Annotated in this window: 16 protein-coding genes and 3 pseudogenes; 11 read left to right on the forward strand and 8 right to left on the reverse strand. The window is 45.3% G+C overall.

Going from position 1 to position 14,920, the window contains the following annotated elements; genetic code table 11:
- Positions 1 to 19: 19 nt before the first annotated feature.
- Positions 20 to 265, forward strand: a complete 246-nt coding sequence (locus ACWYVB_RS22685) for a type II toxin-antitoxin system CcdA family antitoxin (protein ID WP_005397583.1) — start codon at positions 20 to 22, stop codon at positions 263 to 265.
- The gene (locus ACWYVB_RS22690; RefSeq protein ID WP_005397584.1) at positions 265 to 582 is read left to right on the forward strand and encodes a CcdB family protein; all 318 of its coding nucleotides are present in this window, start codon (positions 265 to 267) and stop codon (positions 580 to 582) included. Before ACWYVB_RS22685 ends, ACWYVB_RS22690 begins: the two co-directional genes overlap by 1 nt.
- Positions 583 to 705: 123 nt before the next feature.
- Here the strand turns inward: ACWYVB_RS22690 and ACWYVB_RS22695 are convergent, their stop codons facing one another.
- From ACWYVB_RS22695 to ACWYVB_RS22710, 4 genes are read right to left on the reverse strand one after another with little or no spacing between them, the layout of a single operon-like run.
- Complete coding sequence (locus ACWYVB_RS22695; protein ID WP_005397585.1) at positions 706 to 1,986, reverse strand: hypothetical protein; 1,281 nt, start codon at positions 1,984 to 1,986, stop codon at positions 706 to 708.
- Positions 1,983 to 4,775 (reverse strand): site-specific integrase, encoded by a 2,793-nt coding sequence (locus ACWYVB_RS22700; protein WP_256956403.1) that lies wholly within the window; start codon positions 4,773 to 4,775, stop codon positions 1,983 to 1,985. The genes ACWYVB_RS22695 and ACWYVB_RS22700 overlap by 4 nt, the downstream gene beginning before the upstream one ends.
- Positions 4,768 to 6,315 (reverse strand): hypothetical protein, encoded by a 1,548-nt coding sequence (locus tag ACWYVB_RS22705; RefSeq protein ID WP_262679553.1) that lies wholly within the window; start codon positions 6,313 to 6,315, stop codon positions 4,768 to 4,770. The genes ACWYVB_RS22700 and ACWYVB_RS22705 overlap by 8 nt, the downstream gene beginning before the upstream one ends.
- A gap of 18 nt (positions 6,316 to 6,333) precedes the next feature.
- Positions 6,334 to 6,807 (reverse strand): hypothetical protein, encoded by a 474-nt coding sequence (locus ACWYVB_RS22710; protein ID WP_031780639.1) that lies wholly within the window; start codon positions 6,805 to 6,807, stop codon positions 6,334 to 6,336.
- 461 nt (positions 6,808 to 7,268) lie between these two features.
- Between ACWYVB_RS22710 and ACWYVB_RS22715 the strand changes: the two are divergent.
- The 4 genes and pseudogenes from ACWYVB_RS22715 to ACWYVB_RS22730 all read left to right on the forward strand — a co-directional run bounded on the left by ACWYVB_RS22715 (position 7,269) and on the right by ACWYVB_RS22730 (position 8,605).
- Positions 7,269 to 7,525 (forward strand): annotated as a pseudogene (locus tag ACWYVB_RS22715) (type II toxin-antitoxin system Phd/YefM family antitoxin).
- Positions 7,513 to 7,815 carry a type II toxin-antitoxin system RelE/ParE family toxin gene (locus tag ACWYVB_RS22720; RefSeq protein WP_262679542.1) on the forward strand — a complete coding sequence of 101 codons (303 nt, stop codon included), beginning with the start codon at positions 7,513 to 7,515 and terminating at the stop codon, positions 7,813 to 7,815. Before ACWYVB_RS22715 ends, ACWYVB_RS22720 begins: the two are co-directional and overlap by 13 nt.
- A gap of 223 nt (positions 7,816 to 8,038) precedes the next feature.
- Positions 8,039 to 8,320, forward strand: a complete 282-nt coding sequence (locus ACWYVB_RS22725) for a type II toxin-antitoxin system Phd/YefM family antitoxin (protein ID WP_005397593.1) — start codon at positions 8,039 to 8,041, stop codon at positions 8,318 to 8,320.
- Positions 8,317 to 8,605 (forward strand): annotated as a pseudogene (locus tag ACWYVB_RS22730) (type II toxin-antitoxin system RelE/ParE family toxin). Before ACWYVB_RS22725 ends, ACWYVB_RS22730 begins: the two are co-directional and overlap by 4 nt.
- A gap of 144 nt (positions 8,606 to 8,749) precedes the next feature.
- Here the strand turns inward: ACWYVB_RS22730 and ACWYVB_RS22735 are convergent.
- The 3 genes and pseudogenes from ACWYVB_RS22735 to ACWYVB_RS22745 all read right to left on the reverse strand — a co-directional run bounded on the left by ACWYVB_RS22735 (position 8,750) and on the right by ACWYVB_RS22745 (position 10,714).
- Complete coding sequence (locus ACWYVB_RS22735) at positions 8,750 to 9,028, reverse strand: type II toxin-antitoxin system RelE/ParE family toxin (RefSeq protein WP_005397595.1); 279 nt, start codon at positions 9,026 to 9,028, stop codon at positions 8,750 to 8,752.
- The gene (locus ACWYVB_RS22740) at positions 9,025 to 9,309 is read right to left on the reverse strand and encodes a type II toxin-antitoxin system TacA family antitoxin (protein WP_005397596.1); all 285 of its coding nucleotides are present in this window, start codon (positions 9,307 to 9,309) and stop codon (positions 9,025 to 9,027) included. Before ACWYVB_RS22740 ends, ACWYVB_RS22735 begins: the two co-directional genes overlap by 4 nt.
- Positions 9,310 to 9,714: 405 nt before the next feature.
- Positions 9,715 to 10,714, reverse strand: a pseudogene (locus tag ACWYVB_RS22745) (IS110 family RNA-guided transposase).
- 130 nt (positions 10,715 to 10,844) lie between these two features.
- On the opposite strand from ACWYVB_RS22745, the gene ACWYVB_RS22750 reads away from it, so the two are divergent.
- From ACWYVB_RS22750 to ACWYVB_RS22770, 5 genes are all read left to right on the forward strand, one after another.
- Positions 10,845 to 11,258: a UPF0158 family protein gene (locus tag ACWYVB_RS22750; RefSeq protein WP_005397605.1), complete on the forward strand. Its 414-nt coding sequence runs from the start codon at positions 10,845 to 10,847 to the stop codon at positions 11,256 to 11,258.
- A 344-nt stretch (positions 11,259 to 11,602) separates the two neighbouring features.
- Positions 11,603 to 11,890, forward strand: a complete 288-nt coding sequence (locus ACWYVB_RS22755; RefSeq protein ID WP_031780640.1) for a hypothetical protein — start codon at positions 11,603 to 11,605, stop codon at positions 11,888 to 11,890.
- 427 nt (positions 11,891 to 12,317) lie between these two features.
- Positions 12,318 to 13,664 carry an ATP-binding protein gene (locus tag ACWYVB_RS22760; protein ID WP_005397606.1) on the forward strand — a complete coding sequence of 449 codons (1,347 nt, stop codon included), beginning with the start codon at positions 12,318 to 12,320 and terminating at the stop codon, positions 13,662 to 13,664.
- 562 nt (positions 13,665 to 14,226) lie between these two features.
- Positions 14,227 to 14,502, forward strand: a complete 276-nt coding sequence (locus tag ACWYVB_RS22765) for a helix-turn-helix domain-containing protein (RefSeq protein WP_213896858.1) — start codon at positions 14,227 to 14,229, stop codon at positions 14,500 to 14,502.
- Positions 14,495 to 14,806, forward strand: coding sequence for a HipA N-terminal domain-containing protein (locus ACWYVB_RS22770; protein ID WP_256957135.1), 312 nt, complete (start codon positions 14,495 to 14,497; stop codon positions 14,804 to 14,806). The genes ACWYVB_RS22765 and ACWYVB_RS22770 overlap by 8 nt, the downstream gene beginning before the upstream one ends.
- Positions 14,807 to 14,827: 21 nt before the next feature.
- Here ACWYVB_RS22770 and ACWYVB_RS22775 read toward each other — a convergent pair.
- A partial coding sequence (locus tag ACWYVB_RS22775) for a transposase (RefSeq protein ID WP_318079992.1) occupies positions 14,828 to 14,920 on the reverse strand: 93 nt, incomplete at its 5' end.

Raw genomic sequence — 14,920 nt, forward strand, 5'->3', positions numbered from 1 at the left:
ACACGCATGAGTTGATACTATGAAAAACGCATTTAATACACAAGCCCCAAAGAAAGCTGTCAACTTAAGTTTGAATAGCGAGCTGCTAGCAGAGGCGAAACGTCTAAAGATTAACTTGTCAGCGACAATGGAAAAAGCACTGGAGAAAGAAGTAAGCCAACGCCTTAAAGCTGAATGGCAAGAGCAAAATGTTGAAGCTATCAATGCTTGTAACGAGCTAACTGAAAAACATGGTCTATTTTCTGATTCTTACCGAGTATTCTAATGTCACAATTTGCGCTATACCAAAACAACGATAAGAGCACTGCAACTGCTTACCCTTACTTTGTAGACGTTCAGAGCGAATTGCTCCATACACTGAATACTCGATTAGTCATCCCACTAACGCCTGTTGAGATGTTAGAAAAGAAAGCACCTAGTCACCTATGCCCTGTGATACACATTGATGAAGGTGACTTCGTCATTTTGACCCATCAAATGGCAAGTGTACCAACTAAAATTCTATGTGAACCTGTCAATGAGCTAAGCACTTTTAGAGACGAAATTATTGCCGCTATCGACTTTCTGATTACTGGCATATAACGAAACTCCACGCAGCCGGTACGGGATAGGGAGGTGGCCGCCTTCCTATCCCATCTGCTTGTTTTTCCAGTATTTTTATCTTTACTCTTCTTTCCACTTGTGTTTTTACTCATCCTCTCTGCTTTACTCATCATCGTCAAAGGTAAACAGATCGCCTTGTTGCTCTGATACGGTGGTTGGAGTCTCTCCCTGTTTTGTTTCAATGCTCTCTATCATCGCGAGCACTTTTTTCAGGTGACGTTCGTCTTTTTCGATGGCAATGGTGTCATACGGGAGTTTCTCTTCCAGGGAATAGTACACACCCAACTTGAGCTCGCCGTGTGAAGTTTCAAAAATGTCGATTCGGGTCTTTTTGGCGTCCAACGAGTTTTTGATCTGGATGTTCTCTAAATCACGCGGTGAGAAACGAAACAGTGAGCCGGCATGAGGTTCGCTTTGACCGACTTCAAACACATGAATGGGATGCACAAACTCATAAGGGTCGGTCAGCACCGCAATCGCCGCTTGGTTCTCGCCTAAATAAAGCAGGGCGTCATTGGCTTTTTTGATCCGTCCGTAATTTTTAAAGCAATGTTCGAGTTCTTTTTTAAACGCGAACAGGTTCAGAGCAACATATTTTAACGTGCGTATCGGATCGGGCTTTTTCTGGTAGAACGCTTCGACCCCCGCTATCGAGCAGGTCAAGGTACATTCTGGCGCTTTGAAGGTGACCGTCTCGCCCTGCTGAGCGATTTCAATCTCATTACCACTGGTGATGCGACAAAGCTCGGTCATTTGCTTCGTGGTCTCGGGCGTTAAAACCAGTGAAACGGGCAGGGTTAGGTCTCGGGGCAGCGATTTATCTTCGACTTCACCTTGACGCTGAATTCGGAGGTGCTGTTTTTCTTTGTTCAGTTCCAGGAACTCAAACGGAACGTTTTCTTGTGCTTCGTACACGATGCGTTCGATGGTGGCTTTGGATGCGGTGGTGGTCGGGCGGTGCTGATTATCCGTCAAATAGTTCAAATGATCATCGGATGCATCCCCGCACTGACAGCGGCGCAGCGCCGCCGTTTGATATTGATCTTTGGCAAGCGCGGTCGTATCAACTAATTCCACGAACATGGTTCCAGAGGCGTTGATGTCGAACTCCAGTTCGATGTCTTGGTCTTCGACAAAATAATGGATGAGCTGTTTCGCGAAGCTGCCATCGATGGAGAACTGTTTGTCTTTTAGACCCGTGGAGCGCTTATCCAGGATCAACAGATATTCTGAGCAAAAGGGGGATTGCCCGCCGATAAAGGTGATAGTGTTCGCCGTTTTATTAGTGAGTACGGTCACCACACAATCGACATAGTGCGTATCGATACGTTCTGACAAGGTTTGAAGAAGCGGGCGTTTACTGGCTGGAATGATGATGTTCATGATGTGGCCTTTTGTGATGACATAGATTCGATAAATTGTTGAGTGAACGTGAGAACCGGCTTGGAAAGTGGCAACTTAGGCGTCAGAACGATAGTGAGCGATGTCTGGCCTAATGGGTGCTGAGTGACGTGAACGGTTTCTTTGCCTTGGACATAATGCTGCTCAAGCAGGGCCATTTGCCGAGCTCGGTTGAGTTTTCGATTCACCGCGAGCTCGAAGAGACAAGTTAACCATCGCCACTCTTTGTGCCGAAAAGCGGCCGCAAAAGCGCGCGCATTTTTCAGGTTGCAGGCCATCGTCATTTGAAGCGAGCGCCCATCGCCCGATAATTCAATCGGAGGGAGCTGACGAAAGGCGGTGCGCTGCTTTTTATCGATGGGTTGAATATCATGTTGACAGCCTTGGCTCCAGATTTGACTGAGCGCGGCGAGATCGAGCGATTGATTGACCATCATGGTTTTAAAGAGAAAACCGAGTAACGTGTCGGTGCTGGTGTGAATAGAGCGCTGCCAATCTCTATAATGATCGGGCGGAGGGACCTCTTTGGGTACTGGCGGTTTGCCCAAAATGGCGGCGCGCAAGTCGGTGTCCGTGAGTGTAATGGTCTGACTGCGTTTTTCACCCAGGGTTTTCTGAGCGTACTCGGGGCTCAGTCGTATCAGGCGTCTGGATAAATCATTGGATTGCGGGGACAGTCCCATCAGATACCGGAGCTCTGAGTGCGTATAGTCTCTGGCAATGTACGGTTGGTGCGCCTGACTGATGATCGGAAGGAGCCAGTCAATGTCGTGTAAGTAAGACCATCGGGTCGTCGAATAATGGGTGTGACCAATCTGCTTGCAGACTTCATCAAAGAAAATGCCATCGTTCACTTCACTGAGTTCTCGTCCTTCCAGCCAGTAGTTGAATCGGGTGGCAATAACGCTATCCGACATGACTTCCTTTTCCAGACGTGTGTCCCCTCGGGCTTGCGCCGGTGTGCGGCTAACAAAATGCAGCACCTGGATCATCAACATATGCACGCCGGAATGACGAAGATGATGAAACTTCATCTGCGTACCGAAGCGCATTTTTAGGGCTCGAGTGATCGGGACGAAGTAATAAAGCTGTCGGGAATGGTATTTTTCTCCTTTAAATCCTAAGAGCGGGCTTTCCGGGGGATCGTCTTTTTTGATGGTTAAGATCACCTGGAACAGTTTGCGATACTGCTTGGGAATGGTGGTATACACCGTGCGAGGCTGACCGTTTTTGGTTCGCCCTTCTGTGGTATTCGTGATGGCCAATGTCAGTAGCCCTGTTTTGGGCACAAATTGAATATCTTGGCAACGTAGGCGCAGGACTTCACCCCGACGAAGCATGCCGAAAAAGCCCAGAAGCGTGGCCATGACAGCAAATAAACTTCGAAAAGGGTGCGTGGTATTGGTGACGATCAACGTGTGGATGAGGGTATCGAACTGCGCCAGCGTCAAACGAGCCGGACTCACTGAAGACGACATGGTCGGTGGTGCGAACAGCGCCAGATCAAGGCTGTCTGTTTGCTCCTGAATACTGAGAAAGCGCAGAAAATACACAAAGATCTGTTGGTGAGACTCCGTCGTGAGCGAGTCATACACCGTCTGAGCCCAAGCGTTGATCGCCTCTTCGTTGATGGCATCCGCATAAGACAGCGGATAGGCTTCCAGGGTACTTTCAAGGCGAGTGTATTTGACGATGGTGTTGGCGGCCAGCGTCGTTTTTTTCACCCCGCCGGCCGTGATCAACTGATGCGTATACTCATACAACAAACGTGGTAACAGGTTCTTCTCGTCCTGGGTGGGCGCAGCGGGGAGCGGTTTTGACGAGGAATACGCTTTGATCAAATCGCGATGAGGCCACGGTGGTTTGCCGTTGGATGGCGCTAAGTGTTCAAACCAATGGACGTCCCAGTCAATCGCATAAATATCGGATGGCTTGAGCGGCGAGGTTTGCTGCTCGCGGATTAGACTGACATGCCGTTCAGGGACAGCGAGATCTTTGATGAAAAGTGGGGGTAAGTGATGACGGACATACCAGCTGATCTGAAACCGTCGTGACCATTTGAGCCGATCCGCGGGTGGCAGCGCATGGCTATGTAACCACTGCGTCAGTTGCTGATGAAGGTGGTGTTCGCTCAGCGGATCGGGGGATTGCGCATAATAATCACTGAGTAACCGATAGCTCATCAGTGGGAGATGATAATGAGTATAACGACACTCCTCTTTGCCCGATTTTCGGTGGCGCACCCGAAGACGGGGCACCGCGTTTTCCGAGATCATCGACGTGGGATCGCTTAATAATTGAGAAATGTGATGCAATGACAAGGGGGCAACCTCAAAACCAATCATCAGGGCGATGAACGCTGGAGAAAGTTCGCCTCGAGTGATCAAGTACTGCGCTTTTTGTTGCTGATAGCGGCTAAATACCTGCTTGGCGAGTTGTGACTCGCCGGCAATGGACTCAAACCACGCATACTCTGTGTCTTGAATGCCAGGCTGATGTTCTTTAGGCAGTGTCCAATGGCAGGCATCCTGAAGATAAAACAAGATATCGTTAAGGGCTTGCTGGTAGTGTTTTTGTTTGCCGGTAGGGACGATTTTTATCTGCTTTTTAATCGGCTCAATATCGGTTTTACTGAGTGAACGAGTTTTATGGTCAACAATGTGCCAGCGATTAAGCACCCAGACCAACTCTTCCAGTGCAGAGCATGCTTGTCCGGATTGTGCAAAGTGATAGTGTATGGACTCTGCAAGGGCTTGAATGAATTTAGACATACGCAAACTCCTGCAGTCCCAGCCTTTCAGCGTACTGGTTGAGATAGACTTTCATCGCATCAAAGGTCTCTGGAAAGATCATATCGCTGCCCAAATGTTCGCCGAGATTTTCGTGACCCATCAGACGGTCGATGTCCTGGTCGAGCAATCGAGTCGAGGAGACATTATTGACAGCACTTTGGGCAAAGAAGTGACGAAGCTGGTAGGGCACAATGCCAGGCCAGTGCTGATGCATAAACTGGCGTAAGGCACAGTTGGATAATCGGTAAGGCTGGCCATGGTCGTCGAGGCAGAACCACATTTCGTCTAAGGTTGGGCGGGTTCCCCACATAGAGAGTACTGCCGATTGAAGCGCTCGGTAGTGCTGGATTTCACGCTGGAGATAGTCACAAAGGATGACTTGTCGCAGTCGTCCTTTGTCTTTGACAAACACCATGTCGCCTCCCCAATAGTATTGCGCCAAAATACTGATCCCATGCGTAGGGCGCGTCCCCGTCAGTACAATGAACAGTAACGCCAGGCGATAGGTCGCGCTATTGTAATAGGCTGCCCACCGATTTTTATTGGCGGGTTGATCGGGTTTTAGGGCGCTGACATGCCCAAACAGGCCATCAAAGAAACGAGTGACGGCATTTTCCTCCAGGTAGCGTTGACTGCCTAATGGGATGGCGGGACTGCGGATACTTTGCTGAGTCCCATTGGACGTATCTAAAACGGTCTGAGCGATCCGCCCCGATTGAGTGAGGTACGGAGCCATCTTGGGATGCTCCGCGATCAGGTTGATGGCGTGCTGGCCGATAAATACGTCAAAGTGTGGCGATAACTTGGCATTGCGGGCCGCTCGTACGAGTCGCGACAAGTAGCGGTTATAGGCATCAAACAGCTTGTATCGAACCCGATCACTGTCGCTGCGCTGATAAGTGTCGGCGTGTTTATGATGCTTTCGGTTAGGAGACACAATCTGAGCGCGAGGGATAGGGGTAAGGGTATTGTCAACCTGGGCGCAATCAATCAGATATTGATGAAAGGTGTCTTTTCTTACTCGCGGATAATCATTCAGTGACTCCGGCGTTCGCCATTTTTTGTTCATGATCTGAAACAGGCGGACTTTAGCTTTCGGTCGTAGGAAGGGGGTCTCATAACTTTGCGCGCTGATGAATGGCTGGAAAAAAGCATTGAGGTAGGTCGGGAGTGGTTGCCATAAGTAATGTGTCTTCTTTCCGTCATGATAACTATGTGCGTATTCCGCCCATGAGAGCGCACCATCTTTGTAGGTACGAAAGACATGTTCCCGACACGGTGCTGATCCGGAGATTTTTACAAAATCGGGGATATTACTGGGTTGATGGATGTCGGGCCAGGTTTGAGTCAGCCAAAGAAACAATGCGACCACCGTCATGGCTGGGCGGTCCTTGGGATCTTCCCGAGCCAGTCTGCGCAGCATAATGGCCAGTGTTGTCGCATGAGCCAGCGCATCCGGATAACATCCGCCAGCGTTCTTTTGGCGGTTTTCGCGAGCTAAATGTTGAAAGGTCATCATCACGGCTTTCTCCTTTGTTCATCGAAATGCCGATGGAGAACAATCTGCGAGCGCGGCGAGTGCTCTTTTGGTTGGCGAGGGGATGGCCTGTGCTTTGAATTGACGAAGGCGGAGATGGATATTCTGGGTCTGAAACGTTTGAGTGGAGAGTGCCAGTGCTGGCTCAAATAAGAGAAAGCTGGTGAGTGCGTTTTGGATCTCGTCGTCGTCATAAATGAGTAGGGTCACCACCAAATCGGCGCGTTGTGGATGAGTTCGCAATCGTTCAATAAAGGGGATCGGCACGAGACATTGGTAATGCTCAGTGGTGGTGGGCCGTGTGACGGGGATCGGGTGACAGTCGAGGAGGCGCTGTAGGTGGTGTACCGAGATAGCATCGAGCGATGGCGTTTGTGTTAACTGAAAGCGATCGTCTTGCGTTAATGAATGGAGTAATGGATGCAGTTGAAGGCTAAGGGTGGGTAATCCTATTTTCTTTATTTTTGGTCTCATTATTTCGCTCCGCTTTCTCTGTCAGTGAAACACGAAATGTCTACATGTTGGGTGTGTGGCTATGGTCTGATCGATATATGGTGCTCCTGTGTGTTTTTTCATCATAATCACATTTCATCGGTGGTTGAAATACGTTTTGAACTAACCTCTCACTTATTGTGAAAATTTGGAAGATTGATCTCAAAAATAATAAATTGATAGAGAAAGTGGTTTAAATGGTTGAATAGAACTGCCTTTGGGAACAGTTCGCCTGGAGCGGCAGACAGCGGTAGACAAAGCGTTTAAGACAGATTCCCAACGCTTGGCAATTTCGGTTTGGATCGGCTTTAGTGTTTACAGCACAATAGGTTAGGCACAGTGGTGGCGTTGCTCAACTTAACGCCGCGTCTAGCCGTCATGGAGCTTGCTATACTCAAAGTGATAGAATAGTGTCACTTTAGTATTCCTTTGGAGTAGCTCTCATGAAAGTAGAACTAGTTACATCACTCAAACGCCAAGCAACTAAGATCCTTGCCGAACTTCACGATACTAAAGAGCCAGTGTTAATTACCGAACATGGTAAACCATCGGCATACCTGGTTGATGTTGATGATTACGAGTTTATGCAAAATCGTTTGGTGATTCTAGAAGGGATTGCACGAGGCGAACGCGCATAGCTGACGGTAAAGTGGTGAGTCACGATGAAGCCAAGGACAAAATGTCGAAATGGCTGAAATAATCTGGACTGAGCCAGCGCTATCTGACCTCAATGATATCGCTGAATACATTGCGCTTGAAAATGTTGTAGCTGCAAAGCCATTGGTTCAAACGATCTTCTCTAAGGTTGTACGCCTAGAAGCTTTCCCTGAATCGGGTCGCATTCCGCCCAAACTAGAACATTTAAGTTATCGTGAAGCTGTAGTTAATCCATGTCGTGTTTTCTATAAACAAGACGGTGACAAAGTATTTATTCTGTTTGTTATGTGTGCTGAGAGAGATTTGCGCAAGTTCCTGCTAAGTAAGCAATAATCTTTGAGAATGAGCGGCTAACAAACTGTTTTAAGAGTGATTCGCAACGCGCGGCATTTTTACTATGCGTTGAATTTAGTGATTAAGGTGGTATGCGGAAGCTTAGGTATTGCGTGCCTCACATCACCTTAACAAGGCGTTGATAACACAGAATCAACTTCTTGTTCAAAACGGTTAGTTGAACTATTATTTGTACGTTATTTTGTACTAATCGGAGTTCAATATGAGTCGTATTCATTTCGACCAAGATATTCAGCCTTTGTCTGAGTTTCGTGCCGGTGTAGCTTCATACATCAAACAAATCAATGAGACTCGTCGTCCATTGGTTATTACGCAACGTGGTAAAGGTGTTGCTGTTGTTCTCGATGTTGCGGAGTATGAAGCAATGCAAGAGAAAATCGAATTACTGGAAGAAATGCGCACAGCAGAAGCTCAATTAGCTTCTGGTCTTGGTGTTTCCAATGATGATGCGCGTGCTCAAGTACTGGCGCGCATTAAGAAATGAAAGTAGTCTGGTCTCCATTAGCGCTTCAGAAGCTAGGCGATGCAGCGGAGTTTATTTCTTTGGATAATCCACCTGCGGCAGATAAGTGGGTAAACGAAGTTTTTGATAAAACTTAACTACTTGGAAGTAGGCTTGAAATGGGGCGGTTTGTCCCTGAAATGCCCCATACGAACTATCGCGAAATCATCTTCGGTCACTATCGTCTTAATCTACAGCTTAAGCCACGAAATTCGTGTACTAACAGTTCGTAATTGTCGTCAAATTTTATCGGAAGATGACGTGTAAAACTGTGTTATAACAAACTGGTTAAGAGTGATTCGCAACGCGTGGCATTTTCACTATGCGTTGTGTTTAGTGTTTAAGGTGGTATGCGGCGGCTTCGGTATTGCGTTGCTCACCCCTTAGCAGGGCGTTCTCCAGAGGAAGCAATCAATCCATAGGGAATTTTTGTTTCTGGTGGAGTACGCGCATAATTCGAATGATATCGCCATCAACCCAATATGGGGCGATCATCGATATCTCGGGAATAATGAGCAATCGCCCACGAATACCATCTCGTTGCACACCTATCAGAGGCTGCTCTAGCAAGTTTTCTACTTTTGCTTCAATGAGGTTGTCAGTTTTCTCTGCTGCATCAGGGTTGAAGTCATAGAAAAACTCAAAGATCTTTTCGCGATCATTAAGTGACTCTTCTTCCCATAAAATCATTGCTTACCTCGATTGCGGATCCTGGCTTTGCGTTCTTCCATTCGAGATTTAGCAGTTTGGTGTTCAACGAAATCCGCTTTTCCTGAGTCGAGCTTCTCAAATGCTAGGTTTACTTGTTCAGTTAGCCATGCATCGTGAGATAATGTTTTTCTTTGTTGTTCAGCGAGTTGCTCAGTAAGTTCACGGCAAGCATCACTCAGTGTGCGACCTTGGCTTTCAGCCATTTGTTGAGCTAGGCGTTTTGTTTCCTCACCAACACGAAATTGAATTCTAGTGTCCATGATGTATCCCTTTGTTGGTGTGTGTACAAATGTTAGCACTAGACTCCGAGATGGGCAACTAACCAGTAAGCGTTCCAGACGGATCCTCAACGCTTGGCGATTTCAGTTCAATTTGAATTTAGTGGTTAAGGTACAATGGATCAGGTTAGGTGGTTGGCGTTGTTCACCTATATGGTCTCCCCCGGTTTTGCAAGTCAGTAGCATGATTAAAAGCGCAGGTTAACTACCATATATACGGCCTGTTTTGCGGCCATTGTCTTGGCCAAGGTGAGGCAGTCGAACACGCAGTCCTGATCAACTTATCGACTTTAAAGCCAGTGTGAGCATAAGGTTTTCAACGTGTAGGATTTATCCTGTTATTCATCTCACTACGTACTTTGCAAAGGGTTGGTGATGCATATTGTTTTATGCTGGTTGGTACTCTTTGTTTTTGGTTATAATGGCCCAAGCGATCCGCATTAATTTATTCGCGAGTGCTACCGCAGCACGGTTGGGGCCTCGTCGTTCTTGTAACTCAAGTATCCATTTATTGAGTTTATCGGATTTGAATTTGGCTCGTCTTAAAGCGGCTCTAGCACCATGAACCAGTAAAGATCGAATGTAAGTATTACCTTGTTTGGTTATCCCGAGAAGAATGACCTTTCCACCCTTCGTATCTTGTTTCGGGACCAGCCCCATCGCAGCGGATGCATCTCGCCCAGTCTTAAACTGTTGGCCTGAGCCGAGCCATACGGCAACGGCTTGGCTAGTGAGTGGTCCAAAGCCAGGGATAGACATCAGCCGCTTGGCATTATCAAATTGTTTAACGGTTTGGTTGAGTTTATCTTCAAACCATTGGATCTGTTCATCGATATATAAATAGCGTTCGTACTGACGAGATAGAAGCTCACGTAATATTGGTGAGAGCTGGTTTTCGATGTCTTCCAGTATTTCGGGAATAGCTTGCCTAAAAGACGCTTTTCCTTGCGAGATGATGATACCGTACTCGGCAATTAGCCTTCGAACCTGATTAATCAGGCGGGTTCTCTCGGTGACATATAGCCTGCGCATTCGAATCAATGATTGAATATCTTGCTGTTGACAGGGTAGGCCCGTTGATAGAGTGCGAGTTCAGCAATCGCTTCAGCATCGTTGTAGTCATTCTTTTGTTTACGGCGCTGATTTTTGACATGCTGAGGTGGGTACAAAAGAACTTGATGCCCTAACTTTTCGAATTCGCGAGCCCAGTAATGTGCACCAGAGCAAGCCTCCATCGCGATGATGCATGGACTTTGCATTGCGACATAGTTAAGTAGTTTACTTCGTTGAGGTTTTTACGATTGAGGTTCTTTCCTTTATGATTGATTTCAACAAGGAAGAGAATATTTTTTGCTAAGTCGATGCCGATGATTTTATGCTGAGTCATGGGTCTTCTCCTTTTGCTTCAGGACCTGAACACCCCAAGCATGGCTTATGACCATGTGAAGTGGTAGGGGGAGGGGAGACCATCTCATCAACTTAACGCGTCTATGTGTCAGGAAGAAATGGAGGTCAATATGCCGGTAGATCTTAATGACTTGGAAATGGCAATGGAGTTTGTTTCTGGGGATTTGAGTTTTGGTGCTGAGGCGTATTTGAATACGCAGTCTGGGCAAATTCACTACATTGGTGATGGCGTAGATGAGGTTGTACCTGACGATATCGAGGACTCAGATCATTACCTTTGTATTCCGAGTAAGTGTGATTTAGGTTTAGGTCGAAGAACCGTTCTAGAATTTGTTTCCCGAGAGTTGCCAAGTGAATACGATTTGATATCTGATTACTTCAGCCGAAAAGGTGCTTTTGCTAAATTTAAGCATCGTTTAGAACAAATTGGCGCAACAGAGCAGTGGTATCAGTTTCAAAGTTTAGCCACAAAACAAGCTCTGAAAGATTGGTGTGAAGAAAATTCAGTTACATATGTCGCTTAACACATCAAATGCTTTAAGACGGATTCGCAACGCTCGGCGGTTTTGGCTTGATTTGGCTTTTGTGTTTACGGTGCAAAAATTAGGGTTTGTGGTAGCGTCGCTCACCACTTAAGCGGGCTATGACACAGTTTCACTGACGTCCGGAATTACGGATAATTTTCAGTTGTTGAAACCTGCATCTTCAAGTTGAACGGGTATAGAAGTAATCCAAATATCGTATCGCTGTGTATGCTTTAAGCAAGAAAAGGTTAACGGAAATCGGTCACAACAGACGAAGTTGATAGGTTTTAAGATGAACTACTTTGCAAAGGATCCCTTCTAGGTAACGTAAACCTGGAGGGTAAATGAAAAAACTAAAGCAACAGTACCGAAGCCGAGACAAGGAGTATGGGCATTATTTGTGGGATGTGTATCCTCGTGTACGTAGTGGGACTCATAAGCACTTTTCAACCAAGCAGGAAAAGAGTTACTTTTTCCTCCATGAAATCGAGTGTCGAGGGTACCCAATAAAACTGAGAGCAGCTAGAGGAAAAGCACTAGCCGACCCTTGGGATGATTATCCAGCATGCGTATATGACGTTGCGAAGTGCTGGAAGCATAATTCAAAAAGGCGTCACCAGTACTACAGATAAACATCATCGAGCCTCGCTAATGCGGGGCTTTTTTCTGTCCGTCGGCGTGTTCATTAGAGTCTGCTAGCTCGGATTTGCCTCAAAAGTTGTTAGCCTAATATTTATGCAGTACACACTTCTCTTGCCATAATTGGCCATTTTTTCTAATGATTGGATATGGTTATTATTTAATAAGGGTGTAGTTCTATATTTGCCGTGTGAGTCGGTGGCGATTCAAGCAGTAGAACATCGGATTCAAAGCTAGCGGAATCAACATTCCAGATTGACAGCTAGTAAAATCAACAATCCTTAATGCCTGAAGACCGCTTCATGGCTTTTTGGTTACTGTAAAAAAATTTACTGTAACTTTTTTTACAGTAAACTAATTTACACTAAATGCCTCATGCTCTATTCTATTGCTAATACGTGAAAGCAAAAGTAGAAAGCAATGAAAAAATTTTATAACCGTCAGAAGGAATTAAAAGCTCTACAAACTGTTTCTGAGCAGATAGTAGAAACAAAGGGGCAACTTAGCGTAATGGTTGGGAGAAGACGCGTAGGTAAAACCCGTCTTTTAAACGAAGCTTTTCACCAAGAAAATACCAAATTCCTTTACCTTTTCATAAGTCGAAAGAGTGAACGCTCCTTAGTGGCTGAATTCGCAGAAATCATCAATAGTGAGCTCGGTGTTAAGTTTTTCCAGCCCCAATCACTGCGAGATATCATTGAGTTCTTGTTGGATTATACAAAGCAAAAACCTCTGACAATCATCATTGACGAGTTTCAAGATATCGACATCGTCAACCCTGCTCTATTCTCCGATATTCAAAATTTATGGGATGCAAACAAGAGAGACTCGATGATGCACCTAGTGTGCTGTGGCTCCCTCTACAGCATGATGACGAAGATTTTCAAAGGCAAAGACGAACCTCTATTCAATCGTGATGATAGATTCTTTAAAATTCAACCTTTGCAGCCCTCTTATCTTGCCGAGGTAATGAAAGATCACGATCAATTTGATGCTGAAAACATGCTTCGATGGTGGTGCCTATCTGGCGGGATACCAAAATACCTTGAGTGGTTAACCCGATTCTCTGCTGAGAACGATGACCTATTTGAGGGGGTAATCTCCGAATTTTCACCACTAATAAAAGAAGGAACTCATCGACTCGTTGAAGATTTTGGCTCAGAACATCGAGTTTACTTCGATATTCTTGGTGCGATATCAAAAGGCAATACAAGCCGTGCTCGAATTGAAAACTTCTTAGATATGAGTGTCGGTGTTCATCTGGAAAAGCTTGATGAAGTTTTTGATGTTATTACCAAAAAGCGCCCGATTAGCTCTAAAGAGAACTCACGAGATATTCGTTACTCCATTTCCGATCCGTTTCTAAACTTCTGGTTTCGATTCATCCATGCCAACAAAAGTGCTGTTGAGATGGAGAACTACGAATACATCCGAAGATATATTGAACGAGATTTCACCGTTTACTCTGGTCTGGAATTAGAGAGCCTGTTCGTCGCGATATTGGTTGAATCAAAGCAATTCGGAAAGATTGGTGGATACTGGGATGCAAAAGGTCACAATGAGATCGATATAGTGGCTATTAATGACTTAGATAAGAAAATACTCATTGCCGAAGTAAAGAGACAGCAAAAACGTTACAGTGAGGTCAAATTAATAGAGAAGTCCCACTGCCTTTTGAAAAAGTTAAATCTAAAAGGTTATGACGTTGAATATCGTGGATTTTCATTGGATAACTTAGTTGAAACAATGAAAGAGTATCAAGCGTAATCAACACCTATGTGCTTGCGAACTTTTTCGCTGTACTCTCGCGATGAACATAAGATCACAAAGGCATTACGATTGACGATTTCACCGACATTGTAATGTTATGAATCCCCAAAAGTGTAACTCTGCTCTTAGTAGGCTGATAAGTTACGGGGGATCTGATTCAGCCGGTTCCCCTTTTTTACTGCCAATAAAATCAATGCCTTAAGCCTAACTCATTACAAAAAACGTAGGGAGATGTAGATTTTATTATTAAAAACAGTGAGTTAAAAGATTAATTTATAAGGCGGCATTTCAACTTAACTTAAGGTTACATTCCTAGCGCGTATACATGAAGGATGTCAGCCTTGCTTTTTTAATCTGCTATTATGATAGCAAATTATACCATAAAACTCGTTAATTTGTCATTATAGTAATAATAACATCACCGTCACGGTGATGGTTTTTTACGTCATTCGTTTTAATGAAGCAATGATTATTATTACTTTATATTTGCTACAATAATAGCAATAAAACCATAATTGGTGCTATAATCGATATCATGGTAGCAACTTACGAGGCATGTATGTTATCTCTTTATACCGCTTATGATTTGCAAATGGATCTCAAAGAGTTTATCAAGTCCGCTCGGAAAAAAGATAAACTCAGTGTTCAGAAGATGGCCGATCTCTCTGGCGTGCCTTACGCAACGATCCGAAAGTTTGAGTCATCTGGCAACATCTCATTGCGTCAGTTCCTCATGCTGTTTGAGACAGTCGGTGACTTGAAAAAAGTGAAAGAGCTGACAAAGTCGTCTGAGCCTGAATTTAAATCAATAGAGGATGTGCTTCGACGTGCTTAAATCAGCCCTAACCGTAAAACGAACGCTTAGCACAGGTGAAAAGGTACTTGTCGGCAAGCTCGTTGAAAATAGTAAGCAAAGCTTCTTTCAATTTGATGAGGCTTATTTAGGCGCTCACTCAACCTCTCTGGCTCCGTTCAATTTAAAGGCTGATACAAGCCTGCAAGTTGTGCCTAGAGAACCGCATTACGGCATTCATGGGGTTTTTGGAGATAGTCTCCCTGATGGTTGGGGTCTTTATCTCATGGATCGTGTATTTAGCAATTTCGCCGTAAACCCTCGCCCGATGAGGGCGAGGATATAAGGCGTAAGACGCGATAGCGTCTTAATCTGGGGTCGATTGACTTTCCACATAAGCTTTTAATGTTTCAATAGTCGCACCGCCAGCAGTACAAGCAAAGTATGAACGAGACCATAG

The organism is Vibrio sp. JZG10 (genome assembly GCF_054064075.1).